Below are 26,985 nucleotides of genomic sequence, written 5' to 3'. Positions count from 1 at the left end.
AACAGTTCCTGCTAGGATGCTGTCAACGATGTTTACAGAAACCATGCCCCCCGTTCTGTTCTATGTCGGCGCACTGGCGCTGTCGGCGCTGGCTGGCGTCGGACTGGCCCTGTTGTTGCTGTTGAAGGCTGCACCGGTGCCCGGCGCGCGGCTGCTGGCCTTGTTCCTGATCGGCGTGGCGGCATGGAGCGGCGGGCAGGCGCTGCCGCCGCTGGTTGGGCCGGCCAGCGATGGGATGGTCGGCGTGCTGCTGGCGCTGGCCCCGCTGCCGTCGGCCGTTTTCGTGCATCTGGTACTGTCCTTCGTCCGGTGCGGCGCCACGGGGCCATCGGCATGCGTTGCCTATGGGCTGGCGGTGGCGACGAGCGTGCTGGGCCTTGTCAGTGATCCGGGGCAGGTGGTTGCGTGGCGCGATTTTCGCGGTGTCTTCATCCCGAATGCCACGGGTTGGGCAGTGGCCGGTGTCTGCGGTCTGTTATCCGTGGTGGGCCATCTGCGGTTGGCCAAGGGCTGGCTGGAACTGACCGGGCAGAGGCGCCGGCAGGCGGCGGCCATCTGTGCCGCCAGCCTGATCGGACTGGCCAGCCTGACGGGCTTTGCGTTCCCGGCGCTGGGCATTGACGCCTTTCCCTGGCCGGTACTGGGTTTGCCGCTTTATTCGCTGGCGCTGGTCTATGGCATCCTGCGCTACCAGTTGATGGATGTGAACCTGTGGGCGCGGCGGATGCTGGTCTGGCTGGGTCTGATGGGGTTGATGGCGGCGGCCACCACGCTTGTGATGGCCTTTCCGCTGGCGGCCGGCACTGCGTTCGCAGGGGTTGAGATCTGGCTGCTGATGACGGGCATGACCTTCGCGGCGCTGGCGATCTTGACGCCGCTGCGCAAGGTGGCCGACCGGCTGGTCTTTCCCGGCGGGGAGGTTTCGGCGGCGGACCTGGAAACCTGGCGCGAAGATCTGGCGCAGCCTGCCGATTGGCGGGGATTGCTGGATTGCGCCTCCCGGTTGATCAGCTTGCATCTGGGCTTGCCCGTCGCGGTGCGGCTGGAGATGGCGGATGGCCCTGTCCCAGCCCTGCTTCTGTCGCGGGATGCGCGGGGGTGGCGATGCCACCTTGCGGGCTGGGACCACGCCCCGCCCGGGCCCCGCCACGCCGCCGGCCTGTTCGCGGGTTGTCTGGCCGATGCGGCGGGTCGGCTGGATCGGGCCGAGGCCTTGGCCCGGGCGGAGCGGGAGCGCCAGCAGGAGGCGCGGCTGGCCGAACTGGGCCAACTGGCGGCCACCGTGGCGCATGACCTGCGCAATCCGTTGAACATCATCGCCATGGCGGCCACGGGCGCGCCGCCGGCGGTGCGGGCAGAGATCGCGGAGCAGGTCGGCCGCATGGAGATGCTGGTCCGCGACGTGATGGACTATGCCGGCAGCACCCGGTTGGAACCGCAGACCCTCTCGGTGGCGGACGCGGTTGCACTGGCCTTGTCCGGTCTGCCGGGTGTGAAGGTGGAGGCTGAGATCGATCCAGCCTTGTCCATCCGGGCCGACCCGCGCCGCCTGCGGCAGGTGCTGGTCAATCTGCTGGAGAATGCCGCCGCCCATGGCCAGCGTCTGGCTGTGATGGCCGAACGGGTGGCGGACGGGGTGCGCATCCATGTCTGTGATGATGGGCCGGGCATACCGGCGGAAATCGGCGACCGGCTGTTCCAGCCCTTCGTGTCGCGCCGGCCGGGCGGCACGGGTCTGGGACTGGCCATTGTCGCCCGCATCATGGACGCCCATGGCGGATCAGTGGCGTTGGGCGCCTGGCCGGGCTGGTCCACCTGCCTGACCCTGACTTTTCCCGACCGCCTGGAGAACCGGATATGACCCCGTCACGCATCCTTCTGGTTGATGATGAACCGGCCTTCCAGCGCCTGGGTGCCGCCTGGCTGCGCGATGCGGGGCATGAGGTGGAGGTGGCGGGCGATGCGGCGGCGGCGGAAGCCGCCTTCCGACGGCAACCTGCAGATCTGGTCCTGCTGGACCTGTCCATGCCGCCGTATCACGATCCTGTGGCGGGCCTGGAACTGATCTCCCGCTTTGCCCCCGCGCCCGTGGTGGTGACCACCGGCCATGCCGACCATGCGATGGCTCTTAAGGCGGTGGAGCGTGGGGCCTGGGATTTCCTGGGCAAACCGCTGGACCCCGACCTGCTGCGCGTCGTGGTTGACCGGGGGCTGGAGCGCGGGCGGCTGCTGGCGGAATTGCGGCGCCTGCGCGCGGCGACGGGGGGCACGGACGATCTGGGCCTCGTCGGCGCCAGTGTCGCGCTTGCCCGTCTGCGCGATCTGGTTCGGCGCATCGCGCCGACCCAGCTTCCGGTTCTGGTGCTGGGCCCCAGCGGGACCGGCAAGGAACTGGTGGCCCGTGCCCTGCACGATAGCGGCCCGCGTCGCGATCAGCCCTTTGTCACCGTGCATTGCGGTGCCATTCCCGCCGAACTGCTGGAAAGCGAGCTGTTCGGCCATCTGAAGGGCAGCTTTACCGGCGCCCATGCCGACCGTCCCGGTCTGGTGGAAACGGCCCATCGCGGCACCCTGTTCCTGGATGAGGTGGGGGAGATGCCACCGGCCATGCAGGTGAAGCTGCTGCGCTTTTTGCAGGAAGGCACCTATCAGCCGGTGGGGGGGCGCGAACAGCGCAAGGCCGATGTCCGCACCGTCGCCGCCACCCATCGCGACCTGGAGGCGATGGTGCAGGAAGGGACGTTCCGCGAGGACCTTTATTACCGGCTGAAAGGCATGGTGCTGCGCACCCCGCCCTTGTCGGAACGGCCGGAGGATGTGCCCGTGCTGGCCACCCTGTTCCTGCGCCGGGTATCGGGGCGGGGTGCCCGCTTTACGCCGGATGCGCTGGACTGGCTGGGCGGTCGCGACTGGCGCGGCAATGTGCGGGAGTTGCGGGCCCTGGTCGAATGCGCCGCCGCCCTGGCGGGGCCGGCAACGGCGGATGAGCTTTTGCTCGACGCAGCGGATCTGGGTTTCGCCGCCGGGGAGGAGGCCGAGGCCCCGGCCATGGATGCCGCCGCGCCGGCCAGCCGCCGCACGCTGGATCAGGAGGTGGTGGCGCTGGAACGCCGGCTGATCACCCAGGCGCTGGAAGAGGTGGGGCACAATCACACCCACGCGGCCCGGCTTTTGGGCCTGTCGCGCGTGGGTCTGTTGAAGAAGATGGACAGGATGGGCCTGCGATGAACGATGTGAACCATGACACACCCGACCCTGCCATTCTGGAACGGCTGCTGCGCGGGCCGACCTGCCTGTTCGACGGCGTGTGCAACCTGTGCAACGGTTCGGTGCGCTTCATCCTGGCGACAGAGGCGGACCATGAAATCCTGTTCGCGGCGGTACAGTCGGTGGCGGGCAGGGCCGTGCTGGCGGCCATTGGCATGCCGCACCTCACCAACAGCTTCGTCTATATCGATGATGGCGTGGCCTCCCTGCGGTCGACGGCCGCTTTCCGTCTGGCCCGCCGATTGCGGGCACCATGGTCATGGACCAGACTGTTCGGGGTTCTCCCGATAGGGCTGACGGATTGGCTTTATGATCGGCTTGCCGACAATCGTTACCGCCTGTTCGGCAAGCGCGACCTGTGCCTGGTGCCGTCACCGGACCAGTCCCGGCGTTTCCTCAATTGAACCTGTCGTCCATCCCGCACCCTCTGTTTCCGGCGGCACGGGATGGACAATTTACAAGACAGACTGATTTCGACCGTTGGTGTGATCGTGATCGGGTCCTTGTCAGAACTGGAACGACAGTTCCATCCCGTAGGTCCGGGGTGTGCCCAATGCGTGCACGACCTGACCGGCCAGGACGGCGCCTTCGAACCGGTTGATGGCGTAGGTCTCCTTGGTCAGGTTGCGGCCCCACAGGGTCAGCCGCCAGTCACCCGTCTCCGGCCCGATGCCGACGCGGGCGTTCAGCAAGGTCAGGGACGGGTCGCCGAACCGGTTGTTCGATGCGAAATAGATGCGGCTGCGATGGCTGACCTCGCCCCGCAGATAAAGTTCCAGATCACCCGACAGCGGCTGCGTCCATTCCGCCGCCGCGCTGAACGTATGGGCCGGAGCCAGGGCCAGATGGTTGCCGGTATAATCGGCCCCCGTCGCCGTGGCATTGGGGTAGGAGGTGAAGGTGGCATCCACATAGCCATAATTGGCCGTCACCTGCAGTTCCGGCAGGGGAATGGCGGTCAGTTCCAGTTCCACGCCCTTGCTTTCCACCTTGGCGGCATTGGCCGTCTGGAAGCGGGAAATGCCGCCCGGCGTGGTGACAAGCTGGTTCTGTTGCAGGTCACGGTAATCCATGAAGAAGACCGAGGCGTTGAAGCGCAGACGCCGGTTCAGGAACTCGCTTTTGACGCCGATCTCATAATTGTCCACATTTTCCGGGCGATAGCCCGCATCGTCCGTGGCCGTGATCGAATAGATGTTGAAGCCGCCCGACTTGTAGCCCTGGCTGTAGCCGGCATAGGTCAGCAGATCATCCTGGGGCCGCCATTCCAGGGTCAGCGAGGGGGAGATCTTGTCTTCATCCCCCTTGATCAGTCGGCGCGGGATCGATCCGGCCACGGCGCCGAACGGATCGCCATCCTGCCGGAAATCGACCTTCTTCTCTTCATAGGTGTAACGCAGGCCGCCGGCGATATTGACGCTGTCGGCCAGGCGCCAGGTGGCGCGGCCGAAGGCGGCGTAGCTCCTGGTGTTGACATCGGCATAGATCGAAATGGGCTGCCGTGTCGGATAGATGCCGAGATCGGTGCCCACCTGCACCTTGGAAAGGGTGTCAAGCTGCTGGTCGAAATAGAAGGCGCCGACCACATAGCTGAACCGTTCCGCCGCATCGCTGGCAAAGCGCACTTCCTGGGAGAACTGGCTCTGCTTCTCCTTGATGCCCGTGTCCAGCATGTCGAGAACGGTGTAATCGTTCTCCTGGATATTGTCCCATTTATAGCCGCGACCGGCCGTGATGGCGGTCAGCGTCCCGGCTTCGGCCCGCCAGTTCAGTTCCGCCGACGCCCCATAAACGTCGCGCCGCTGGGTGGTGTCGGTGGATTGGTTGACCAGGCGGTCATAGGGATCGGCATCGGCCAGTGGCGTGCCGGCCATGACGCCGTTGCTCAGCACGTCATAGGCGCCGGCATTGGTGCGGTCGCGCGACGCATCGGCGCGCAGCGTCAGGTCAAAATCCCCGCCCTGGTCATAGACCAGGGTCAGGCGCCCGCCGATGCCATTGACATCGTCCAGGTCGGTGCCGGTGGCAAGGTTCTCCACCAGACCGTCGCGCTTGTCCATCGACGCGGAGATGGAGGCGAACAGCGTATCGGTCAGCGCGCCGGAGGTGACGGCATTGGCGCGTACCGCACTGTAATTGCCGAACGACAGGCTGCCCGCCGTGCGTGGCGTCGCCGTCGGCTTGCGCGTGATGAAGTTGACGGCGCCGGCCACGGTGTTACGGCCGTACAGCGTCCCCTGCGGGCCGCGCAGCGCCTCGATCCGGTCCAGATCGAACAGGTTGGAATTGATGGTGGCGGCGCGGCCCATATAGACGCCGTCGACATAGACGCCCACGCTCTGGTCCAGGCCGGGATTGTTCAGATCGGCCGAAATGCCGCGAATGGTGATGGAGGTGGTGCGCAGGTCACGCGGCCCGATATAGATGTTGGGCAGGGCGCTGGACACATCCTCCAGCCGGCCGATGCCGGCATCCTTCAGGTCGCTGCCCGTCAGGGCGCTGATCGACACGGCGGTGTCCTGGATGCTTTCGGCCCGGCGCTGGGCCGTGACCACGATCTCCTCCAGCACGATGCCCGTCATTTCCGTCTGCTGTGCAGCCGCCGGCAGGGCGGCATGGAAGGCAATGGCCGCGCAGGACAGGCCGATGCCGCGCATCACTCGTCTGTTCATCTGTGATCCCCCAGGAATAGGTGAAGCTCCCGACAGCGCATGTCCGCCGGCACGGGGCCGGGCGGTGATGGTTGTTCCATCCGCGCCGTTGCCTTGATCGAATGCCGAACCGCGTTCTCAGTCAAGAAAAAATGAGTGTGATCTCATTTTTGTAAATTTGGTGTGAAAAACCCGCCTTGATGAAGGCGTGCCAAAGCATCCGGCGCGTGATTGGTGCGCGCCGGATGCTTTTCAGGGCTGGTGTTCAACCGCTGGCGGACATGGTCAGCGCCTGCTGTTTCAGCGCCGCCTTGTCGATCTTGCCGATGGGCAGCAGCGGCATCGCGTCCAGCGGAATGATTCGTTTCGGCAGCTTGTAATTGGCCAGCCGGTCACGCAGGAATGCCTGCATCGCCGTCAGGTCCATAGGGGTGGACAGGGTGATATAGGCGATGCCCACCTCCTGCCAGACCGGGTCCGGAATGGCGACGATGGCGGCCTCCGTCACGCCGGGACAGGCAAGCAGCACGGCCTCCACCTCCCGTGGATAGACATTGTAGCCGCCTGATTTGTACATCTCCTTGATGCGTCCCACGATGCGGTAGCGCCCATCGGGACGCCGCACCGCCAGATCGCCGGTGCGAAAGAAACCATCGGCGGTGAATGCCTCTGCCGTGGCCTCCGGCCGTCGCCAGTAACCCAGGAAGTTCAGGGGTGACCGCGTCTGCACCTCCCCCGGTTCGCCATCCGGCACAGGCTGGCCATCGGTATTGGCAAGCCGGATCTCCACCCCTTCAAAGGCGTGCCCGACGCAGTTGGCCAGCAAGTCGGCATCGGTGACGGGGCCCAGGGCGGTTACGGCGCTGGTCGTTTCTGTCATGCCGTAATTGGTGGCCATTCGAGGCTGCACATTGGCCAGCCGGGCGATGGTGGCAGCATCCATGGCCGCCCCGCCCCAGACGATAAGCTCGACGCAAGACAGGTCGGTTCTGGCAAAGTCCGGATGGTCCAGCAGCATGGGAAAGGTGCTGGGCACCGATCCCCACAGTGTGATGCGCTCCGCCTGCATCAGGCGCAGGCATTCGCCCGTATCAAACTTCTCCATGAAGACCAGGGTACCACCGGCCACCAGGCAGGGCAGGGTACAGTCGGCCACGCAGCCGACATGGTTGATGGGGAAATAATTGATGACGCGCAGCGGGTCCAGCGGCCAAAGCCGGTTCTGACCCAGGCTGAAGCGGGCCAGCCCCTCATGATGCAGCAGCGCACCCTTGGGCCGACCCGTCGAACCGGATGTATAAACGATCAGGCAGGGATCGCGCCCGCCACAGCCGTCGCGCGCCCGGATCAGGGGCGCATCCGTCACCCCCTCGCCTGCGGCCAGGAAATCCGCAATGCTGACCGCGCCCGGCATCGGGCCGTCCGCGTCATGCAGGACCAGATGCGTTACGGTCGGGCAGGATGCCGTCAGCGCCATCAATTCCGTCTCGTACCGCCGCTCCCCGATGCGTTGCCGGCCCAGCAGCACGCGCGGTTCGGCGTCGGTCACGACATGCCGCAACTCATCCAACTGATAGCGCGGGTTGAGCCCGACCCAGATGGCGCCAATGGAGGCGGTGGCCAGGAAATCGACGAGAAATTGCGGATGGGGGGGGAGCAGGCTGGCGACGCGATCGCCCTTTGTAACGCCGGCCGCCAGCAGGGCGCGGGCCAGCCCTTCGACCTGTGCGGCCAGGGTGGCATAGGTGGTGGCGACGCCGTCCAGCTTCATCGCGATGGCGTCGGGCTGCTGGTTTGCCTGCCAGGTCGCGTAATCGCTGATCCGGGGCAGCAACGGGGGCAGGGGGCGGGTCATCTTGGGATTGTTCCGGTCTGGGCAGGGGATGCGTCGTCCGCGCCGGGACGCAGCAGAAAAAGCGACAGGGCGCCGAACAGGAAGGTGGCGGCCAGGATCAACGGGGCCAGCCTTCCGGCGATCTCCCCCCCGGCCAGCGACAGCAGCAGGCCCGTGACCAGTGGCGCCAGCGCCAGGCCCAGCTTTTCCGCTGCCGTCCACAGGCCCATCAGGGCGCCTTCCTCTGCTGCTCCCTGACGGGCGCGGTCATGGATCAGGTGGCTGATCATGGTGTAGGGCAGCACCTGCTGTCCCGCAAAGGCGGGACCGGCCAGGGCGAAGCCGGCCAGGATCAGCGGCCAGCCAGCCGACAGCCAGACCCCGCCGGCGATGAGGGTACTGGCCACCAGATAGGTCAGGATCGATGCGCGCAGCACAGGCCCGTCTCCCCACCGTCGCCCGGCGCGGGCCAGCAGCGGGGCGGCCAGACTGCCGGCCGCCAGCATGAGGCCCAGCGCCGTGCCGATATCCCCCTCCCCCCGCTCCAGGGGGCCGGTGATGAAATAGGGGGTGGCAGCCGACGGTAGCGACGCCGCCGTCAGCATCAGGATGTAGGCGGCCAGCAACCGGCGGAACGGCCGGTCGCGCCAGACCTGCCGGAAGGGGGGCAGGAGGGGGCCGGTTCTGGCACGTTTCCCCTGGTCCGGCCGGTCGCGTCCGCGCAGGAACAGCAGCGGGCACAGCATGAACAGGGCGCAGGCCCCGCCGATCCACAGCGCCATGCCGGCATAGCCCTGGCGCCCGCCGCCCAGATGAGCGACCAGCACCGGCGCCAGCCCGGCCCCGGCCAGCACCCCGATCATCACCACCGCCATGCGCCATCCGACCAGCCGTGCCCGTTCATCGGCGCGCGGGGCGAATTCCGCCGGCAGGGCCACATAGGGCACGGCGAAGAAGGCATAGAATGCCACCAGCAGCAGATAGGCCCCACCCACCCAGGCGATCACGCCGCCCTGTGGCAGGTCGGGCGGCGAGAACAGCCCGATAAAGGCCAGCGCCGTGCCCAGTGCGCCCAGCAGCAGGAACGGCCGCCGCCGGCCCCAGCGGCTGTTGGTGCCGTCCGACCAGCCACCCACGAACGGGTCCCAGAACAGGGCCAGCGCCTTGGGCACAAAGACCAGAAGGGCGGCCACACCCGGCGGGATCGCCAGGATCTGGGTACAGAAATAAAGCAGCAGGACGGAGGGCACGGTGGAGAAGATGCCGGTGCCCAGGGAGCCGGCGGCGTAAAGGCCGATCTCCCTACCCCGGAAACGGGTCTGTGCCGGCGACATGGGGATCATTCCTGTTCCGGACCGACATGCATCGACAGCCATTCGGCCACCAGGGCGGGCCGATCCTGCCCTTCGATTTCCACCTCGCAGGCCATGACGGTCTGCCAGCGTCCCTGCTTGTCGAAACCCGCCTCCGTCACCTTGAAATGGCCCCGAACCCGCTCGCCACAACGCACGGGGGCGACGAAACGCAGGCGGTTGAAGCCGTAATTCAGGAAATGCCCGGCCTCGCGCTGGTCCACATGCGGGGCGGTGCCCGCCGCGTCATGCAGCATATGGGTCAGCAGCGCCAATGTCAGGAACCCGAAAGCGATGGTACCGCCATAGGGGCCGTTGGCGCGGGCCCAATCCGGATCGACATGCATGGGATCGGGGTCCAGCGTGGTCCGGCCAAACTGGCTGATCATCTCCTGGGTGATGGTGATCCAGGCAGAAGGGCCCAGTTCGGCGCCCGGCATCAGGAAGCCGGGCCCGGCATTTAAGGGGGCGTCGTTCATCACGGTCTCATTGTGGCTTGAATTTTTATGAGATTGGCCTCATTTATTTCAGGTGTCAATCATGAAGGATTGCCGGAACGCGCGCCGGCAAAGAAAAATTATGACCGTATCCTATATAGAGTATCTGGAATCGGCCTATCGCGACGATCCGCCCAAGCAGAAAGGGCAGAGAACGCGAGAGAGAATCAAGATTGCCACAGCAAAGGCCCTTGAAAGGAAGGGCTATCACGCGATGCGTGTCACCGACGTCACGGAAATTGCCGAGATTGCGGAGGGTTCATTTTATATATACTTCAAGGACAAGACGGAAGTCACACTGACCGTCCTCACGGATTTGTTGAACAATTTCTTCAAGCTGGAGGCTCCGCGCGACGGGGGCAGCCGGTCTGCTTTTCAGTCGATCCAACTGGCCAACCGCCGATGGATTGCCGTCTGCCGGGCCAATGCCGGGCTGATGCGCTGTATCCTGCAGGTGGGGGACGAGGCGCCGGAATTTTCCCGCTTGTCGCAGGCGGCCAACAGCACCTGGTATCGCCGCATCGCCGAAGGCGTGCGCCGCCGACGGGGGGAGGAGACGGGTAATGCCATGCTGGCGGCGTATTTCCTGGGCGGCATGATGGACGAGCTGGTACGGCGGCTGGTGATCTATCCCGATCCGGAATTGCATGAATTGCTGACGGGTCTGGGCATGGATGATGACGCGGTGGCCGACGCGGTCAGCCTGATCTGGCTGCGCGTGCTGCACCCCGACCAGGCGCCGCGCGGCGCGTTGCCCGAGGCGGTGACGCGCTTTGCCGACTGGTTGGCCCCGGCCGCCATTGGCAGGAATCCGTCATGAGATTTTACATCTCCGCTGATATCGAAGGTATCTGCGGCGTGGTCAGCCGCGAGCATACCCGCCCCGGCGGCTTCGAGTATGAGGCCGCGCGCGACTGGATGACCCAGAGCACCATCGCGGTGTGTGAGGCAGCGCGGGAGGCGGGCGCGACCGAACTGGTGGTCAGTGACAGCCATGGCAACGGCCAGAATATCCGGATGGAGGCGCTGCCCGATTATGTCCAGCTTGTGCGGTCCTGGCCCCGGCCGCTGGGCATGATGCAGGGGATCGAGATCGGGCCCTTCGATGGCTGCTTCCTGGTGGGCTATCATGCCGGTGGCAGCAATCCCGGCGGTGTGTTGTCGCATACGATGAGCAGCGAGTTCATCCACGAAATCCGCCTGAACGGGACTGTGGCCAGCGAAGCCGTGATCAGTGCCGCCCTGGCCGGTGCTTATGGTGTGCCCGTGCTGATGGTGGCCAGCGACGATGTCGGCGTGGCGGAGATGCGGTCCGAACTGGGCGACCATCTGGCCGCAGCGACACTGAAACAGGCCTATGGCAGCTATTCGGCGCTGAACCCCTCGCTGTCCGTGGCGCTTGCCCGCCTGCGCATGGCAACGACGGAGGCGGTGGCCCTGGCGGGAAAGGTCGAACCCTACCGCATCGACGGGCCGGTGGAACTGGAGATCGACCTGCGCACCCGCTTCGTGGCCGAATGGCTGTCCTATCTGCCGGCGGTGGAAAGGCGTGGCGCCTATACGATCCGGTACCGGGCCGTCGATATCCTGGCCGTGTCGCGGTTCCTGATGTTCCTGGCCTTTGCCCGCATGGCGACCTCACCATGACCGGTTCGATCGACAGTACGCTTGTCGGGCGGCCGGGATCGCGTCGATTGTTGAGCAGCCCGGCCCTGGTCCTGGATCTGGACAGGTTGGAGGACAATATCCGGGCTATGGCTGAAATGGCGCGGTTGCAGGGTGTGGCCCTGCGTCCCCATGCCAAGACCCATAAAAGTGCCGAGATCGCGCGCCGGCAGATCGCGGCGGGTGCCGCGGGCCAATGCTGCGCCAAACTGGCGGAGGCAGAGGCCCTGGCCGATCACGGCATCGCGGGCCTGCTGCTGACCTCCCCCGTGGTGACGGAGCGGGGGATCGCACGGCTGATGGCGCTTCTGCACCGGGCGCCGGACACGATGGTCGTCGCCGACAATCCGGACAATGTCGCAGCATTGGCCGATGCCGCGGCGGCGGTCGGCCTGCGCCTGGGGGTGCTGGTCGATCTGGATGTCGGGTTGAACCGGACGGGTGTCACCTCTGTCGCGGATGGCCTGGATCTGGCCCGGCGGGTTGCCGCCGCGCCATCGCTCCATTTCCGGGGCGTTCAGGCCTATGCCGGCCATGCCATGCATGTGGCCGGACGGGTGGAGCGGCGGCGGGTGCTGGCCGATGCACTGTCCCTGACGGGTGATCTCTGCACGGAACTGACGGCGGCGGGGTTGGCGCCGGCGATCGTGACCGGTGGCGGCACCGGCAGTTTTGATCTGGACCCGTCCTTCCGGGTGCTGACGGAGCTGCAGGTCGGTTCCTACATCTTCATGGACCGTGAATATGCCGATATCTGGACACAGAAGGGGGAGCCGGTGCCGTTCCAATCCGCCCTGTTCGTGCAGACCAGTGTGATCAGCGCCAATATTCCCGGCCAATGCACCACCGATGCCGGCTGCAAGGCCTTCGCGACGGAGGCGGGGCCGCCCGTCATCATCGATGGTGCGCCCGATGGTGCCCGCTACGCCTTCTTCGGTGATGAACAGGGGCGGGTGACGTTTGCCCGGCCGGGCGATCATCTGCCCGTCGGTGCCGTGCTGACCTGTATGCCCCCGCATTGTGACCCGACGGTCAATCTTTATGACCATATGCATGTCGTGCGCGGGGACATGCTGGTCGATATCTGGCCCGTCACGGGGCGCGGCCGCTCACAATAACCGCGCGTTATGCGGCGTCCCTGTGATCGTGACCGATCACAGGGCTTCAATCGCCAGCGCCACCATCCGGCGGTTCGGCTACGCGGCACGCGCCCCTGCACGGCGGCGGCCGCCGCCGTGCAGGGGCGCGATGGCGTTCACTGCACTGCCCTGCTCCCCTACAGAATCGACGCCGTGAACACGCTGCCATAATAGAACATCTGCACCTGCCGCCGCGCACCCTTGCCCAGGAAACGGAAGCGGTGTTCGTCGTCCAGGGCGGACACGAACAGGTCCCCGCCCTGGTAGCGCAGAGGCAGCCCTTCCGCATCTTCCGCCTGGCTGCCGAACACGGCGTACAGGGCGCCATCGCGGAAGAAGAAGCGCAACTGATCGACGGCGAAGCGGATCTCCCCCACCGCGTACCGGCCGCTGAAGCGCCCGGCCTCCTTCTCCGTCAGTGTCTTGTCCGTGGTGACGGGTTGCGGCAGGCCCAGCACCGCCCGCGCCACCTTCTGCTCCACGGAGACAACGGAAAGCGGGCTGCCCTGCAGGTTGGTCAGGATGATGATGGTCACGTCATCGTCGGGATAATAGGCATATTGGGAGGAGAAGCCGAAAATATCGCCGGGATGGCCCAGCTTGCGGTGGCCTTCGAATTCCGTGACGGCCAGACAGCCAAGAGAATAGGGCAGCAGCGTGCCGCTGGACAGCCGTTCCCGCCGCAAGATCAGCTCGCGCACCACCGGCACGGTCGGCCCGTCGCCAAATACCCCGCGGCGGTAGCGCAGCATGTCATCCACCGTCGACAGCACTGCACCGGCGGCGAACGGCATCAGCGGATCATAGCGCGGGGCATTGCGCAGCCCATCCTTGCCCGGCATATAGCCATGGGCGCGCCCCTTGATCAAAGTGCTCCAGCCCGCCATGGAACTGTGCGCCATGCCGAACGGCGTGAACAGATGCCGGGCCAGATATTCCTCATAGGACAGGCTGGATGCCTTCTCGATCACCAGCCCCAGCAGGTAGATGCCGGAATTGGTGTAGCTCCAGCGCGTACCGGGCGTGAATTGCAGGGGCAGGTCCTTGAAGGCGGCCACCACCTCCTCCCGCGTGAAGGGTTTCTGGCTGTAGAGCGGGAAGCCCGGCGCCTCCAGATATCCCACCAGACCCGACCGATGGTCGGCCAGTTGCCGCAGGGGCAAGGCGGCGACCGGCGGCGGCAGGCCATCGACATAGCGCCCGACCGGGTCATCCAGCCCCAGCGTACCCGCCGCGACCAGTTGCATCAGGGCAAGGCCCGTCATGGTCTTGGTCACCGACCCGATGGGAAAGACATGGTCCGGCGTCGCGGCCACGGCGTTTTCCACATCGGCCAGACCGAAGGCCCGGCGATAGACCACCTGACCCGCCTTCTCCACCGCCACGACCATGGCGGGGAAGCCGCCCTTGCCCATGGCCGTGCCGATGATGGCGTCGATGGCGGCGGACGGGTCGGCCGACGCGGCCAACGCCGCCGGGGCGGCCTGTGCTGCGGCCGGGACAAGGCCGGCCAGGGTCGATGCCCCCGCCAGACCCAGCAGGCCACGGCGCGACAGGGAAGGGGAGAGAGGGGCGGGCGACAGCGGTTTCATCGTCATTTTCTCGACTTTTCTGGCGGCCCCGCTTCGCAAGGGGCTTGCGTGGATGAAATAACTGAGTATGAGATCATATTTAATTTATGGCTTTGTCAAGCCGCTCCTGCATGCTGCTGGAACGGTCCCCACCCTCTTCCCAGAGCAAGCGACCATCATGAGCCTTCTTACCTGCGATTTTCTGGTTATCGGTGCCGGGATGGCCGGCCTGTCGGCGGCGGCGCACCTGTCCAGCCATGGCAGCACCCTTGTGCTGGAACAGGAGGAGCATCCAGGCTACCACGCCACGGGCCGGTCGGCGGCGATCTTCGTGGACAGTTACGGGGTCGGCCCGATCCGCACCCTGACATCCCATAGCCGCCGGCTGTTCGAGAGCGGGTCTCTGCCGGGGCTGGATCTGGGCCTGCTGACCCCGCGCGGCCTGCTCTATGTCACCTTCGATGATGACCTGCATCCGGTCTTTGCCGACCTGGATTATCTGCCGCGCCTGAGCCCGGCGGAGGTGGTGGCCCTGGCCCCGATCCTGAAGCGGGAGCGGGTGTGCGGCGCCTTTTATGAGGCCACGGCCCTGGACATGGATGTCCATGGCATGCAGACCGCCTATCTGCGGCACCTGCGGCGGCAGGGCGGAACCCTGATCACCGGCGCCGGGGTTCATGCCGCGCGGCGGCTGGGCGGCGTGTGGCAGGTGGAGACAAAGGAAGGCAGCGTCCAGGCCCCCATCATCGTCAATGCCGCCGGGGCCTGGGCCGGAACCGTGGCCGGCCTGTTCGGCGCCGCCGATCCCGGTCTTGTGCCCAAGCGACGCAGTGCGGCCATCATCGACGGGCCGGCCGGGGCGGATGTCACCGGCTGGCCCATGGTGGCGGACATGGCCGGGCGCTTCTATTTCAAGCCCGAAGGCGGCAAGCTGATGCTGTCCCCGGCAGAGGCGGAGCCGACACCCCCGTCTGACGCCTATGCCGACGACATGCAGATCGCCATCGCGGCCGACCATTTCCAGACCGTGACGGGTCTGGACGTCACCCGTGTGCAACGGAACTGGGCCGGCCTGCGCACCTTCGCCCCCGACGAACAACCCGTCATCGGCTTCGACCCCACCGTGCCGGGCCTGTTCTGGCTGGCCGGCCAGGGCGGATTCGGCATCCAGACCGCCCCCGCCGCAGCGGCCCTGACGGCGGCGCTGGTGACAGGGACCGACGCGGGGTTCGAGGTTGCGGGCTGGCTGCCGTCAGTGTCGCCGGCGCGGTTCGGGGGGTGAGGGGCGGGAGAGGATTCCGGTAAGTGCCCGATCCGGTCACTGCGAATTCGGAGGAGCCCGGTGCAAGCGCCCCGAAAGGCGGCCGCCCGTGCAACCATGTGCAACATGAAACGGGTGTGTGTTTCAGAGCGCTGTCGATGGCAACTCCGAATGCGGGCTGCCGATGCAACCAAATGAAACATAATTCAGGGGTATATTTCAGAGCGGCGGTTTAGACAACTCCGAATGCGCGCGATTCCCTGGACGCGGAACGGTCGCGCCTGAGGTGAGGGTATAGCGGTGGCGTTGAGGAGTTGATTATAGCATGAGGCTCGTGGAAAGTCAGCAGATGGCTGAAAGGGTTAGTTTGCGCGCCCTGGCGCCATTCATAACGGCTGCAACGCGCCTCATGGCGGTCATTGCCGTTGCAACGGCCGCCACCCAGAAGCCGCCAGGAGCAAGGCTGAGTCTGCTGGCCTTTGCGTGACTGCGCAGCTTCTGTGTGCGTCGCAAGTTTCGCGACAGACTCGATTGTTAGATTGGCCTCCGATGACCATCACCGTCTGAGGAACCAGTTATGCTGCACAGAGCTCTGCCTCTTACCGCTCTCGTACTACAGGTATCCGTTGCGCCTCCGGCGCATGCCCAAGCGCAGCAAGAGGCCGCGGGTGCTGTTCGCGGACGCATCTTGGATTCGGTGACGGGACGGGCGGTGCCGACGGCAACTGTACGGCTCATGCGCAATCAACAGGTTCAAAGCACGGTCGAAACCGGTTCCGCCGGGGAGTTTTCATTCGATCAGGTGCCGGAAGGTGTGTATTCGGTTGAGGTGGAAGAGCAGGGCTACGTAAAGGCCGTGCAGGCGGATGTGCGGGTCGTGCTTCGCAGGGTGGCGGCCGTCGAATTCTCGCTGCTACGCGGGAGCGACCAGGTGATCGAGGAAATCGTTGTCTCGGCGCGAGCGACATCTGGCGATCCGCGGGCCACGCCAAACACCGTACTGCTGGAGCGTGAAGAGATCCGGCGCAATCCCGGCAGTGCCGGCGACGTGTTCCGGGCGCTGGACGTTCTGCCGGGCGTCGTCGCGACCGGTGAGTTCTCAAACTTCACCGTGCGCGGCAACGGGCCTCGGGACAACCTGATCCTCATCGATGGCATCCCGTTCGATAAGGTTGCGCATTTCGATGAGTCCCTCGGGGATGAAGAGATCAATGGCGGTGGGCGGTATTCGATCTTCGCGACGAACATCATCGGCAACGCCAAGTTTTCGCCGGGCGGCTGGCGGGCGTCCGAAGGCGGCAAGAATGGCTCGCTGCTCGAACTCGGGATCGCGGAGGGCAATCCTGAGAGTTCCACGACCGGCGTCCGCCTCGACATTATCGGTGTGGAGGCGGATTATGATGGGCCAAGCTACGTGTCCGATAACACAAGCCTGTTGCTATCGGCCCGCCGGTTCGATTTCAGCACCTTGTTCAAAGCGATCGGGGAGAATGACATCGGCAAGCTGCGCATGACTGATTTCATCGGAAAATCCGTCACCAAGCTGAATGACGATCATCGTCTCGAGCTGCTTGCGATTTACGCTGGCGAGGATACCAAGCGCACGGTCGAAAATGCACTTGAGTCTGAGAATTTCGAGGACGCTGATATCGGCAAGACGAAGCAACACAGCACGTTGCTCGGCGTGACCTGGCGATGGACGCCCGGTGAGGCCGGGCAGTTGCGCAATACGCTCTATTACCGTGACAGCGACCTGAAGAGCAATCAGGGTGAGGCATTTCCAGATCTCGGGGGTTCCGACCCGACACCGGCGACGACGCCTGTCCGCGAGAACATACTGAACGTCAAGGAGAGAGAGACGGAGATCGGCTGGCGCGGCGATTTCAGTACGCTGCTCAGTTCGCAGGGACTCTTCTCCGCCGGCGCGCGGGTCGCTCGCGTGGACCTCAACTTCGACCATCGCCTCTCCGGCGACTGGATACGCTATGTATATGATCAGTCGGACTTTCGTTCTGACCCGACACAGCGATATATCGTGCTGACGCCAGGAGAATTCAACTCAAAATTGAACACAACGAAAACGCAGATTGCCGCTTATACCGACTATGCCTGGACCTTCGGCGATTTCACAGCGACCCCCGGAATTCGCTATGAGCGCGATGGTTTTTCCGGAAAATCTGTCGTCGCCCCGCGCATGCTGTTGAGTTGGCAAGCGGATGCGGTCACCCGCGTTTGGACGGGAGGTGGCGTGTTTTATCAGGCGCCGCGTTATCTCGATATCGCGGCAGACCCGTCAAATCTCAAGCTGAAGCACGAACGCTCCACACAGTGGTCGGCGGGCATTTCCCGGCATCTGCGCGACGACCTGTATGTTTCGGCCGAAGGCTATTATCAGTGGCTCGACGATCTGATCGTGTTCGATGATCGGACCTTGAACGCGGCCACGAATATCGGCAAAGGCTCCGCGGCAGGCCTGGATCTGATGCTGACCAAGCGCATGAGCGAAGAGTGGAGCGCTTCAGCGACCTACTCATTATCGCGCGCCCGCCGCGATGATAAACTCGGCGAAGGGAAATATGCAGCCGATTGGGATCGGCGAAATGCGTTCGGTATCGTCGGCGCCTGGCAGCCGAGTGATCGATGGACATTCTCGGGGAAATGGAAATATGCTTCTGGCCGGCCTACCGATGCGTTTGTCGTGCACAGCAATGTGTTGGGGGGTGCCGGCCCCGTGCGCTACTCGAAGGAGCTGACGCGCACCAACACGGAGCGTCTGCCGGCCTATCATGCGCTGAGCCTGCGCGTGGATTACCAGCGTCGCTTCGGCCCGGTCAGCCTGGTTGCTTATCTCGACATTCTGAACGTCTATGGCCGCAAGAACGGCAACGCTTATGAGTGGAATGAGCGTCGCGGCGAGAATGTTATCGAAGGACTTGACGAGCCACTGCCCACGATCGGGCTCAGAATCGAATACTGACTTCAGCCGATAAGCCGACCCATGAGATTGCTCATCATCGAAGATAATCAGCGCCTCTGCCAGGCCATCACCGAGGGCCTGCGGTCGCAAGGATTCGCGGTCGATGCCGCCGGTTCAGCGTACGATGGACTGGGGGTCTGGCAGGCCGCCAGCTACGATGCCGTCGTGCTCGATCTCATGCTCTCGGATGGAAACGGCCTGAAGGTGCTGAAGGAAATGCGTGACCAGGGCAACATGACACCCGTGCTGATCCTCACCGCGCTCGGGTCGATCGAGGATCGCGTGCGCGGTCTGGATTGCGGCGCGGACGATTATCTTGTCAAACCCTTCGCAATGCAGGAGCTCATCGCCCGGCTGCGCGCCCTGCTGCGTCGTCCGGGCGCAGCATTGGGGCGCATGCTGACGCTCGGCAGCGTGAAGCTCGATACGTCTGCCCGCATCGCCACCGTTGCCGACGCGCCGCTTGATCTGACACGGTCGGAGCTGATTGTGCTGGAGGCGTTGTTGCGCAATCAGGGACGGGTGATCTCGAAGGAGAGGCTGGGCGAATGTCTGTACGATTTCGAACAGGAGCGCAGCGCGAACTCGGTGGAAACACAAGTACACAGGTTACGTAAGAAACTCGCTTCTGCCGGCGCGGATGTGTCGCTGCGGACCTTGCGTGGTCTGGGCTATCTTGCTTCCTGATCGTAACATGAGCCGTGCCCCGTCCCTGCTTCGTGCCCTCGTGTTTCGGCTGACCATCGTGGTGATGCTGGCGCTGGTCGGCACCTACGCGATGTTGTACTTCGAGTTTCGCGATGGTTTGATGGGGCTGGAAGGGCAGAGTATTGCCGTCCAGGTGCAGGACCTGCGTGCGTCGATCGTGTCGGAGACCGATCCACCGCGTCTCGCGTTGCCACCGTCCCTGCAGGAGTTCTACGCCCAGCCGGATACATTGAACGGTTATCAATTGCTGCGCGCAGATGGCACTTTGCTGGAGTCAGGTGGTTTCTCTGCTCACTATCTGCCCTTGCCGGTCGCAGAAGACCGCGGGCAGGTCGTCATGCAGTGGGAAACGGACCCGGTATCGGGCAACCGCGTCCTGGCGGCCGCGCTCAAAATCGATGATCGGCAGAGCCGGTACTGGTTGCGCGTGGTGCGGAACCTCGAAGATGAAGAGAGCTTGGTCGCCCAGCTCATGCTCGGCGCTTTAGACGAACTGTTTCCACCCATTGCCCTGCTGCTGATCGCTGCGGTTGGCGTTGTGGTGGTGACGGTATTGTCATCGCTTCGTCCCTTGCGCGCCGTTTCGCATCAGGCGGCGGCACTGTCGCTGAGCCGTCTGGACGAGCGGCTGCACGCCCGGAACCTTCCTCGGGAGCTCGTCCCGCTGGTTCAGGCTGTCAATTCCTCGCTCGATCAGCTTGAAGCAGATTACCGCGTGCAGCGGGAATTCACCGCAAACGCCGCGCATGAGCTGCGCACCCCGCTGGCGACATTGCGCGCACGGCTGGAGTCTCGTTTTTCGGCGCAGGAGTTATGCGATGTTACGTTGGAAATCGAACAGCTCTCGCGGCTTCTTGAGCAACTGCTTTGTCTCGCACGGTTGGATTCGCAGGAACAACTCCAGTTTGCCGCGTTCGATGCCCACGCCGTGGCAATGGAAGTGGCGCGGGAACTGGCACCTTTCGCGCTCGAAACAGAGCACTATGTGACCGCCGCGACGCCGGATGCTTGCGTGCCTGCGCACGGGAATGCAACGCTGACACGCCTTGTCTTTCGCAACCTGATCGAGAACGCGATCCAGTATACGCCTCCGGGCACGTCCATCATGCTGTCGGCAGATTCTGCCATCGTGATTATTGCCGATGATGGGCCCGGCATTGCCGCGCCCGCCGCGGCTTCCCTGTTCGAGCGGTTCCGACGCGGCCCCAGTGCCTCGGGTCCTGGTGCTGGCCTTGGGCTTGCCATCGCGAGGTGCATTATGGAACGGCAAGGCGGACGCCTGTCACACGACACGACCGCGCCCCGTGGAGCGCGCTTCGTGGTGGAGTTTTCCAAATGAGGATCACGTCCTGAACGGATCGCCGGCAACCCGTAGGGCGAGGCAACATGCCGAGGCGCAAGGATATATGGCGGTGCGGGCTGCTGACGCTGCCGGTTGGGGAGGTTCTGGCCGGTGAGCTGTCGCACGCGCCGATGCAATGGCTGCCGGAGGAGCCGGCCTTTCGTTTTCTGGCCGATCCCTTTCCCTGGCGGGGACGCAATCATCTGCACATCTTTGCGGAACGCTATGATTATGCCACGCGGCACGGGACCATCGACCTGCTGACTCTGGACGAGGGCTTCCGGGTGATCGACCGGCGCCCCTGCCTGCGGGAGGATTGGCACCTCTCCTATCCCCAGGTTTTCGACGCCGACGGCGCCACCTGGATGCTGCCGGAGGCGTACCGGTCAGGCGGCCTCACTCTTTACCGAATGGGGGATGGCCCCGCGGACTGGGTGCGGGAAACCGAAATACGGCTTGATTGTGTGCCGGTGGACACCACGCCGCTCCGGCATGACGGGCGCTGGTGGCTGTTCTATTCCCCCGCAGACAGCAAGGCCACGAAGCTGGGCCACCTGCATGTCGCCTGGTCGGAGCGGCTGACGGGCCCCTGGCATCCGCATTCGGGCAATCCCGTACGGATCGACCGCACTTCTTCCCGCCCCGGCGGCACCGCCATGGTGCTGAACGGGCGGATTATGCTGCCGGTGCAGGATTGCACCCGCACCTATGGCGGGGCCATCCGGCCGCTCTGGATCGACCGGCTGGATGAGACGGGGTTTGCCGCCCGTGCGGGGGAGCCGCTGGAACTGCCGATGTCGGCGGGCCTCTATCGTGACGGCATGCATACGCTGAGCAGCGGCGGCGGCGTCACCCTGATCGATGTGAAGCATATCGACCGGTCCCTGGCGGGCCTGTGGCTGGACCTCAAACGGAGCCTGAAGCGATCCTTTGCATGATGGCAAGGCCCGCTGCCCGGAACCGGTCCGGGGAGAAGCGGTCCAGGATGCGGTCCCGCGCCGCCTCTCCCATGGCCTGCAACCCGCCGGGATCGAACAGCAGAAGTGCCAGCTTGCGAGCCAGCGCGTTGGCATCACCCGGCGGTACGGTATGGCCCGTGACCCCTTCGCAAATGGAATGCGGAATTTCGCCGACGGCGGAGGCCAGCACGGGCAGGCCGGCGGCCATGGCCTCGTGTGCGGCGATGCAGAAACCTTCCGACCGGGAGGGCTGGAGATAGAGATGCAGACCGGCCAGGAAGTCGCCGGGCCGTTCCAGATATCCGGGCAACAGGATCTCAGCGATCCTGGCTTGCCGTGCCAAGGCTTCCAGCCGCGCACGTTCCTCCCCCTCGCCGGCCAGGGTCAGGCGGACGGGGTAGGGCAGGCGGAAGCCCTGGGAATGCAACCGCGCCAGTGCTTCGATCAGGATGTCGTAGCCTTTCACGGGGTGCAGGCGGCCCAGGCTGCCCAGGTGCAGCACCTGTCCCGGCTGCCAGGGGGTGGCAAGCGGCTGCTGCGGGTTTGCGGCGAAGATGGGCCAGGTCATCAGCCGGTCTTCACCCACGCCCAGCCTTGTCCGGGTCAGTGCTGACACCGACGCCGAATCCCCCACCCAGAGCTGGGCGCGCGATTGCAGCATCCGCATCAGCCGCCGGTTCCACGGTGTCAGGAAGGCAGCATGCTGCCAGCAGATGACGGGCAGGCCCAGATGCGGCCCTACCAGCAGTCCCAGGATGGTGGCGCGGCTCAACGAGGTCCAGAGATGGGTGGCGCCCCAGGCCTGCACCTGCATGTGCAGCCAGCGGGCCGCCTGCCAATGGTCTTCCGTTCCGCCCTCGCGCACCAGCGGGTCCAGCCCCGCCTCCTGCATAGGGGGCAGGGCACGCCCGTCCCGGCGGGTCAGGGCGAAGACGCGAACCTCCGCCCCCGCCTCGCGCATGACACGCGTTACGAAAGGCACAGGCAAGGCCGCCCCGCCACCCTCCACGGAATTGATGACATAGGCGATGCGCATCGCGGTCACGGGGTGCCGCTCCTTCTCCAGGCCAGGACCAGTAGCAGCAGGCTGGCGGCCAATGACTGGGCCACGGCCTGTATCCCCGCACCCGCCAGGCCGAACAGATGCAGCAGCGGCGGCAGGGCGGGCAGGAGCAGCAGGCTGACCGTCAGGTTCGCCGCCATCGACCAGCCGGGCTTGCCCAGCGCCGTCAGGGCGGCGCTGCAGGGCGGGCCAGCCATGGCCAGGGCACGGGCGATGACCAGCACCACCATCAATCCGGCGGCATCGGCAAAGGCCGGCCCCGCGATCAAGCCGACAAGCTGGTCGGCGAACAGCCAGACGATCAGGATCACGGGCAGACAGGCGCCGACCGCGATGGCCACCACCCGGCCCAGGGTCCGGCTCAGCCCCGACCCGTCCTGGCCGCTGGCCGCCATGCGGGCCAGTTCGGGATAGGCGGTGTTGCCCAGGATCTGCGCCGGCTGCGCGATCAGGACCGTGGCGCGCTGTGCCACGGAGAACAGGCCCGCGGCAGCCGGTCCCAGCATCCAGCCCACCACCAGCGGTGCCACCCGCCCGGCCAGCTCCGTCAGGGTGACGTCGGCATTGCTGGCCATCAGGAAGCGCCAGATGCCGGGATTGTCGGCGACGGCGTCGCCCTGTTCGGGTCGATGCAGGTCGGCTCCCAGATGGCGCCGCGCCTGCCACAGGCCCAGCGCCCACAGGGCCGCGAACTCGCACAGGGCCGCCAGCAGCCAGGCCACCAGGAACCCTTCCAGGCCCCAGCCGGCCAGGGCGGCGATGCCAGCCCCCGCCATACGCACACAAGGTGCGACCAGATTATGCAGGCCCAGCAGGTCGAACCGGTTCAGCAGCTGCAGATATCCCGCCGGCGTGGAACGCACGGAGCCCAGCACGGCCAGACTGTAGGGCAGGGTCAGGATGATCGCGGACTCCGGCCAGCCCAGGCGGGGACCCACCAGCGGCGCGCAAGCTGCAGCAACCAAAATGGCGGCCAGCCCACCCAGCAGTTCCACACGCGCCCCGAACCGCAGCAACCGGGACAGGCGGTGCCGGTCATCCGCCCGCTGCGCCTCCGCGCCATAGCGGACCACGGCCTGCCAGGAGGGGAACTCCACGATACCGCAGACCGTCGTGATGTAGGTGTGGATCAGCACCAGCACGCCGTAATCATGGGGTCCCAGGGCACGGGTGGCGATGACCAGATAGGCCAGGCTGATCAGCCCCGCCCCGGCCTTGCCGCCCAATACCATCCCGAGGCCGCCGAAAATGCGGCGCAGTACGCCGGACGGGGGCAAGGCCGGGCTCATGTCCAATCCTTTGCCCGCAACGCGACTGAATAGGCATTGCGGCGCTCCAGCCGGTGATGCGGCGTGGCACGGTACAGCAACGCTTCATTGAAGAAGGCCGGCAGGATGGTGAGCACGGCCATCATGCCGACAGGCTGGGCCGGTGCTGCGGGGTTTGGAAAGTGCCACCGGCGATCTTGGCCAGGATTTCTGCCGCGCGCTGCGACGATGGCCTGTCCGTCAGATCGAAACTGCGCGCGTACATCTTCGCCTGTGTCGCACGGTACTGACATTCATGGCTGTCCATGGCGTGTTTCAGGCCCTGTGCCAGTTCGGCCGGCGACTTGATCACGGGTCCGGCCTGCCAATGGGCATAGTTGGCGTCATACCGCCAGTCGACCCTATGACTGTTCAGGAACAGGCAGGGGCGGGGGTGCCGGAGGAACTCGTAGATCTGGCTGCTGACGTCGCCCAGATAAAGGTCGGCCATCATCGTATAGCTCATATCGGTGGAGGCGCGGCTGCCCAGGTCGATATGGATGTTGGGGGCACGCAGGTACCGTTCTTCGATATGGCCGGGCTTGTCGATGCGCAGCTTGTCGATGGTTAGCACGAACTTGCGTTCGAACAGCATGACGTGCGGGGCGAAGATCAGTTGATAGTCCGGGTTGTCGAGGAAAAAATCCAGCACCTGACGCCCATGCTTGAACCAGGAGGAAAGGTGGGTGGAGCAATGGGGATTGTAGAGCACGACAGGGGCCCGCGAGCGGACGGGGAAGACCGTCACGGATGGATCGACCGTGTCGAACTTGGGGTAACCCACAATGCTGATCTGCTCTGCCGGTACCCCGGCTTCTGTTATCAGCCGTTCCCGGATCTTGGGTCCGGAACAGAACACATGGTCAAAGCCCGCCGAGGCCTTGTCGAAGCCGATGGCGCGGTCTCCGGCCCCGTGGCGCGTATGGATGATCTTCAGGTTCTTCAGCCCATAGAGGCTTTTCAGGGCCAGCGACGTCTTTTCCGCCACGACCAGCACGTCCAGGCTTCTGAAAAAGTCCAGATTGTCGCCATAGATCAGCAGCTTGCGCGATGGCACCAGGCTTTCCAGGACGCCTGACAGAATTTGGGAACGGGTGCGCAGGCCGAGATCGACATGCGTGATGCGCTTGCCAATCTCATGTCCGCCGAGGCGCAGAACCTCCCGGCGGATACGCTCATTTGTCGTCGCGATAAGGATGTCGCCATCGAAACCGCCTTGGGCCAGCGCCAGGGCGATGGGAAGGCTATGTGCGACCTGATGTATCTGGTCATGGTTGAAAAGAAAACCAACACGCATGGTCGCTCTCCGATGCCAACGCATTTGTGACAGCCATGTGTAGAAAGGTTCACGATGGCTGGGTCATCGGAAGCCAACCTAACAATCGAGCCTGTCGCGAAACTTGCGTCGCCCGCGAAAGCCGAAGAGAGCTCAAAGTTTGCCATGCATAGATCAGCAGAAGTGGCCCTGGGAAATTTGACAGAGTGTAAAGATGGCATTCGTCTATAAGCTGACCAGCAACCTTTGGGTCGCGCAGATCCTGCTGGGTCATACCCAAGATCGAGCCCAAGGTTCGTTATGTGAGCGTCGAAGTCGAAGACGTACTTCAACTGGCGGAGACGACGGAGATATAGCGGGTGCGCAAGAGATTGCGGGCGGGAACGTCGGGAATTCCAGATTTGCCGCCATAAACCCGCCCGTCTGCTTCCGGCCCCCTTTCTGCCCTATGTCGACATTGCAGGAATTGCCCCCTTTTATGCCTCTGTACACGGCGTCGGATTCGTCCCCATCGCGCCCCCTCACCCCCTTCCCCCCACCATCCAAGGCTCCCGCCCCATCGCATCCAGGGGCCAGCGCGGGCGGATGATTTTGCGGTAGGGATAGGCGGCCAGATCAGTCTGCAGGCTGCCCGGCCCGTCCAGATACAGGACTTGCCGGGCCAGGGGGGCGAAGCCGGCGTGGAAATGTTGGCTGGACTTTACCACGATCAGGTCCTTGTCGTGCAAGGTCACGCCCAGGCCCGTGAACAGGTCGGGGCCGCGTGCCTGGTCGCGCTCGCTGACCAGTACGATGTCGATGCCATGGCCGTGTAGGGCGACGGCGGCGCCCAGGGGGAAGGCTTCGCCGGCGAAATCCTGGGTCGCGGCCGGGTCCAGTCCAACCACCGTCACCACCATATCCACCGGCGCGCCGGATAACGGCCCCGTCTTGCCGCCGATGCGCAGGGCCAGTCGTGCGCCCAGGCCCGCCTCCATGGCGATCGCGACGGCTTGCGGGTCCCAGAGCGGGCCGATACAGGTCCGGCCCACACCGCGCGCCAGCAGGCTGGCCAGCACGAAGGTGCTGTCGCCGGCCGCCCCGCCGCCGGGATTGTCGGCGCTGTCGGCCAGCACATAAGGGCCGGTGCCGGTATCCGCCGCGCGCAGGGCCAGGGCCCTTTCCAGCGACACGCCGCCGTTGGGCGTGTCCATGGCGATGGTGCGGGCGCGCGTGGCCAGGGCCTGGGCCAACCGGTCCGCCGCCGGCCGGTTATTGTCGGTGATCACCAGGGCGCGGGTGCCGAAATCCGCCCCGTCGCCCCAGGGGAAGCTGTGGATCAGGGAGACGCTGATTGCCTGGCCGCTGCGCTCCATCGCCTGCATCTCCGCCACCAGGGCCCGCACCTCGGGCCGGGACGTGTGGAAGATGCCGATGGTGCCGCTATCCCACAGGGCGGCGACGGGCCGGATGTGGCCGGCCCGCGTGGCCAGCAGCAAATCCCACACCTCCTCCGCCCGTTCGCGGAAATCGGTATGGGGATATTCCTTATACGCGATCAGGATGTCGGCCGCCCGCACCATGGCGGGGGAGACATGGGCGTGCGGGTCGATCATCGCACCGATGGCGCAGTCCGCACCCACCAGCGCCCGGATCCGGGCCAGAAGGTCGCCCTCGCAATCATCATACCCGTCGGCCATCATGGCGCCATGCAGATGCACTGCGACCATGTCCACGGGCAGGGCGGCCGACAGGGCGGACAGGATGGCCTCGCGCAGGGCCTCATAGGCGACGCGGGTCACCAGCCCGCCCGGATGCGCCCCGGCCGTCGGCCCCTCCACCAGCTCCACCACCCCCTCCGCCGCCCGCCGCCGCCCGCCCAGCAGCAGTGATTCCGGAAAGGGCGGGGCCGTGTCGTCACTGCGCCCCGGCACGCTGAAACGGCCGGAGAAACTGCGCAAGCCCGTGGGAAGCGGCGCGAAGACATTGGTTTCCTGCGCCAGGCCGGTGACGAAAGCCCTCAGCGTCATCATTGTTCCCCTTGCCAATTTATAAAAATGAGATCAACCTCATTTATTGTAGGGGCTGCGACGGAAATGTCAAAGCCGCCTGAAGAAGCAATCAAGCCAGGGGAACA

At 65.1% G+C, this 26,985-nt stretch carries 21 protein-coding genes; 11 read left to right on the top strand and 10 right to left on the bottom strand.

From position 1 onward, the window contains the following. The first annotated feature begins 28 nt into the window (after window positions 1–28). Genes KBA48_RS05155 through KBA48_RS05145 form a run of 3 tightly spaced genes read left to right on the top strand, consistent with a single transcriptional unit; the run spans window position 29 to window position 3,671 of the window. Complete coding sequence (locus tag KBA48_RS05155; protein WP_292903931.1) at window positions 29–1,861, top strand: sensor histidine kinase; 1,833 nt, start codon at window positions 29–31, stop codon at window positions 1,859–1,861. Continuing rightward, a complete protein-coding gene (locus tag KBA48_RS05150) occupies window positions 1,858–3,228 on the top strand; it encodes a sigma-54 dependent transcriptional regulator (RefSeq protein ID WP_292903930.1) in 1,371 nt (456 codons plus the stop codon). Before KBA48_RS05155 ends, KBA48_RS05150 begins: the two co-directional genes overlap by 4 nt. Further along, entirely contained in the window at window positions 3,225–3,671 is a 447-nt protein-coding gene (locus KBA48_RS05145) for a thiol-disulfide oxidoreductase DCC family protein (protein ID WP_292903929.1), read from the top strand. Before KBA48_RS05150 ends, KBA48_RS05145 begins: the two co-directional genes overlap by 4 nt. Before the next feature lie 102 nt (window positions 3,672–3,773). Here KBA48_RS05145 and KBA48_RS05140 read toward each other — a convergent pair whose 3' ends face one another. From KBA48_RS05140 to KBA48_RS05125, 4 genes are all read right to left on the bottom strand, one after another. Then, complete coding sequence (locus KBA48_RS05140; RefSeq protein WP_292903928.1) at window positions 3,774–5,939, bottom strand: TonB-dependent receptor; 2,166 nt, start codon at window positions 5,937–5,939, stop codon at window positions 3,774–3,776. 244 nt (window positions 5,940–6,183) lie between these two features. Continuing rightward, window positions 6,184–7,773, bottom strand: a complete 1,590-nt coding sequence (locus tag KBA48_RS05135) for a class I adenylate-forming enzyme family protein (RefSeq protein ID WP_292903927.1) — start codon at window positions 7,771–7,773, stop codon at window positions 6,184–6,186. After that, window positions 7,770–9,086: an MFS transporter gene (locus tag KBA48_RS05130; protein ID WP_292903926.1), complete on the bottom strand. Its 1,317-nt coding sequence runs from the start codon at window positions 9,084–9,086 to the stop codon at window positions 7,770–7,772. The genes KBA48_RS05135 and KBA48_RS05130 overlap by 4 nt, the downstream gene beginning before the upstream one ends. Before the next feature lie 5 nt (window positions 9,087–9,091). After that, window positions 9,092–9,583, bottom strand: coding sequence for a MaoC family dehydratase (locus KBA48_RS05125; RefSeq protein ID WP_292903925.1), 492 nt, complete (start codon window positions 9,581–9,583; stop codon window positions 9,092–9,094). Between the two features lie 100 nt (window positions 9,584–9,683). Here KBA48_RS05125 and KBA48_RS05120 point away from each other — a divergent pair, with 100 nt between their 5' ends. Genes KBA48_RS05120 through KBA48_RS05110 form a run of 3 tightly spaced genes read left to right on the top strand, consistent with a single transcriptional unit; the run spans window position 9,684 to window position 12,384 of the window. Further along, window positions 9,684–10,421, top strand: coding sequence for a TetR/AcrR family transcriptional regulator (locus tag KBA48_RS05120; RefSeq protein ID WP_292903924.1), 738 nt, complete (start codon window positions 9,684–9,686; stop codon window positions 10,419–10,421). After that, entirely contained in the window at window positions 10,418–11,248 is an 831-nt protein-coding gene (locus KBA48_RS05115; protein ID WP_292903923.1) for a M55 family metallopeptidase, read from the top strand. Before KBA48_RS05120 ends, KBA48_RS05115 begins: the two co-directional genes overlap by 4 nt. Next, the gene (locus KBA48_RS05110) at window positions 11,245–12,384 is read left to right on the top strand and encodes a DSD1 family PLP-dependent enzyme (protein WP_292903922.1); all 1,140 of its coding nucleotides are present in this window, start codon (window positions 11,245–11,247) and stop codon (window positions 12,382–12,384) included. The genes KBA48_RS05115 and KBA48_RS05110 overlap by 4 nt, the downstream gene beginning before the upstream one ends. Window positions 12,385–12,542: 158 nt before the next feature. On the opposite strand, the gene KBA48_RS05105 is transcribed toward KBA48_RS05110, so the two are convergent. Next, a complete protein-coding gene (locus KBA48_RS05105) occupies window positions 12,543–14,003 on the bottom strand; it encodes a serine hydrolase (RefSeq protein WP_292903921.1) in 1,461 nt (486 codons plus the stop codon). A 151-nt stretch (window positions 14,004–14,154) separates the two neighbouring features. Here KBA48_RS05105 and KBA48_RS05100 point away from each other — a divergent pair, with 151 nt between their 5' ends. The 5 genes from KBA48_RS05100 (at window position 14,155) to KBA48_RS05080 (ending at window position 21,202) form a co-directional block, all read left to right on the top strand. Continuing rightward, window positions 14,155–15,258, top strand: a complete 1,104-nt coding sequence (locus KBA48_RS05100; protein ID WP_292903920.1) for an FAD-binding oxidoreductase — start codon at window positions 14,155–14,157, stop codon at window positions 15,256–15,258. A 556-nt stretch (window positions 15,259–15,814) separates the two neighbouring features. Continuing rightward, window positions 15,815–18,214, top strand: a complete 2,400-nt coding sequence (locus KBA48_RS05095) for a TonB-dependent receptor (RefSeq protein ID WP_292903919.1) — start codon at window positions 15,815–15,817, stop codon at window positions 18,212–18,214. 21 nt (window positions 18,215–18,235) lie between these two features. Next, entirely contained in the window at window positions 18,236–18,901 is a 666-nt protein-coding gene (locus tag KBA48_RS05090; protein ID WP_292903918.1) for a response regulator transcription factor, read from the top strand. A gap of 7 nt (window positions 18,902–18,908) precedes the next feature. Beyond that, a complete protein-coding gene (locus KBA48_RS05085; protein WP_292903917.1) occupies window positions 18,909–20,261 on the top strand; it encodes an ATP-binding protein in 1,353 nt (450 codons plus the stop codon). A gap of 47 nt (window positions 20,262–20,308) precedes the next feature. Then, window positions 20,309–21,202 carry a formyl transferase gene (locus tag KBA48_RS05080; protein ID WP_292903916.1) on the top strand — a complete coding sequence of 298 codons (894 nt, stop codon included), beginning with the start codon at window positions 20,309–20,311 and terminating at the stop codon, window positions 21,200–21,202. Here KBA48_RS05080 and KBA48_RS05075 read toward each other — a convergent pair. The 5 genes from KBA48_RS05075 to KBA48_RS05055 form a co-directional block, all read right to left on the bottom strand. Next, on the bottom strand, window positions 21,171–22,259 hold the full coding sequence (locus KBA48_RS05075) for a glycosyltransferase (RefSeq protein ID WP_292903944.1): 1,089 nt from the start codon (window positions 22,257–22,259) through the stop codon (window positions 21,171–21,173). The genes KBA48_RS05080 and KBA48_RS05075 overlap by 32 nt on opposite strands. A 5-nt stretch (window positions 22,260–22,264) precedes the next feature. Then, the gene (locus KBA48_RS05070) at window positions 22,265–23,575 is read right to left on the bottom strand and encodes a lipopolysaccharide biosynthesis protein (RefSeq protein ID WP_292903915.1); all 1,311 of its coding nucleotides are present in this window, start codon (window positions 23,573–23,575) and stop codon (window positions 22,265–22,267) included. Next, a complete protein-coding gene (locus KBA48_RS05065; RefSeq protein ID WP_292903914.1) occupies window positions 23,572–23,700 on the bottom strand; it encodes a hypothetical protein in 129 nt (42 codons plus the stop codon). The genes KBA48_RS05070 and KBA48_RS05065 overlap by 4 nt, the downstream gene beginning before the upstream one ends. Then, window positions 23,697–24,890, bottom strand: coding sequence for a CDP-glycerol glycerophosphotransferase family protein (locus KBA48_RS05060; RefSeq protein ID WP_292903913.1), 1,194 nt, complete (start codon window positions 24,888–24,890; stop codon window positions 23,697–23,699). The genes KBA48_RS05065 and KBA48_RS05060 overlap by 4 nt, the downstream gene beginning before the upstream one ends. Window positions 24,891–25,390: 500 nt before the next feature. After that, window positions 25,391–26,881: a M81 family metallopeptidase gene (locus KBA48_RS05055; RefSeq protein ID WP_292903912.1), complete on the bottom strand. Its 1,491-nt coding sequence runs from the start codon at window positions 26,879–26,881 to the stop codon at window positions 25,391–25,393. Window positions 26,882–26,985 lie beyond the last annotated feature (104 nt).

The sequence above is a fragment of the Niveispirillum sp. genome (assembly GCF_017996735.1).
In the GTDB taxonomy this organism is placed as follows: Bacteria; Pseudomonadota; Alphaproteobacteria; order Azospirillales; family Azospirillaceae; genus Niveispirillum.
Note: the sequence above shows the minus strand (reverse complement) of the source record. Positions and strands in the feature narration are given on the sequence as shown.

Coding starts and splice junctions, on each gene's coding strand:
- KBA48_RS05155 (WP_292903931.1), top strand. CDS start 29: ATGTTTACAGAAACCATGCCCCCCGTTCTGTTCTATGTCGGCGCACTG.
- KBA48_RS05150 (WP_292903930.1), top strand. CDS start 1,858: ATGACCCCGTCACGCATCCTTCTGGTTGATGATGAACCGGCCTTCCAG.
- KBA48_RS05145 (WP_292903929.1), top strand. CDS start 3,225: ATGAACGATGTGAACCATGACACACCCGACCCTGCCATTCTGGAACGG.
- KBA48_RS05140 (WP_292903928.1), bottom strand. CDS start 5,939: ATGAACAGACGAGTGATGCGCGGCATCGGCCTGTCCTGCGCGGCCATT.
- KBA48_RS05135 (WP_292903927.1), bottom strand. CDS start 7,773: ATGACCCGCCCCCTGCCCCCGTTGCTGCCCCGGATCAGCGATTACGCG.
- KBA48_RS05130 (WP_292903926.1), bottom strand. CDS start 9,086: ATGTCGCCGGCACAGACCCGTTTCCGGGGTAGGGAGATCGGCCTTTAC.
- KBA48_RS05125 (WP_292903925.1), bottom strand. CDS start 9,583: ATGAACGACGCCCCCTTAAATGCCGGGCCCGGCTTCCTGATGCCGGGC.
- KBA48_RS05120 (WP_292903924.1), top strand. CDS start 9,684: ATGACCGTATCCTATATAGAGTATCTGGAATCGGCCTATCGCGACGAT.
- KBA48_RS05115 (WP_292903923.1), top strand. CDS start 10,418: ATGAGATTTTACATCTCCGCTGATATCGAAGGTATCTGCGGCGTGGTC.
- KBA48_RS05110 (WP_292903922.1), top strand. CDS start 11,245: ATGACCGGTTCGATCGACAGTACGCTTGTCGGGCGGCCGGGATCGCGT.
- KBA48_RS05105 (WP_292903921.1), bottom strand. CDS start 14,003: ATGACGATGAAACCGCTGTCGCCCGCCCCTCTCTCCCCTTCCCTGTCG.
- KBA48_RS05100 (WP_292903920.1), top strand. CDS start 14,155: ATGAGCCTTCTTACCTGCGATTTTCTGGTTATCGGTGCCGGGATGGCC.
- KBA48_RS05095 (WP_292903919.1), top strand. CDS start 15,815: ATGCTGCACAGAGCTCTGCCTCTTACCGCTCTCGTACTACAGGTATCC.
- KBA48_RS05090 (WP_292903918.1), top strand. CDS start 18,236: ATGAGATTGCTCATCATCGAAGATAATCAGCGCCTCTGCCAGGCCATC.
- KBA48_RS05085 (WP_292903917.1), top strand. CDS start 18,909: ATGAGCCGTGCCCCGTCCCTGCTTCGTGCCCTCGTGTTTCGGCTGACC.
- KBA48_RS05080 (WP_292903916.1), top strand. CDS start 20,309: ATGCCGAGGCGCAAGGATATATGGCGGTGCGGGCTGCTGACGCTGCCG.
- KBA48_RS05075 (WP_292903944.1), bottom strand. CDS start 22,259: ATGCGCATCGCCTATGTCATCAATTCCGTGGAGGGTGGCGGGGCGGCC.
- KBA48_RS05070 (WP_292903915.1), bottom strand. CDS start 23,575: ATGAGCCCGGCCTTGCCCCCGTCCGGCGTACTGCGCCGCATTTTCGGC.
- KBA48_RS05065 (WP_292903914.1), bottom strand. CDS start 23,700: ATGATGGCCGTGCTCACCATCCTGCCGGCCTTCTTCAATGAAGCGTTG.
- KBA48_RS05060 (WP_292903913.1), bottom strand. CDS start 24,890: ATGCGTGTTGGTTTTCTTTTCAACCATGACCAGATACATCAGGTCGCA.
- KBA48_RS05055 (WP_292903912.1), bottom strand. CDS start 26,881: ATGATGACGCTGAGGGCTTTCGTCACCGGCCTGGCGCAGGAAACCAAT.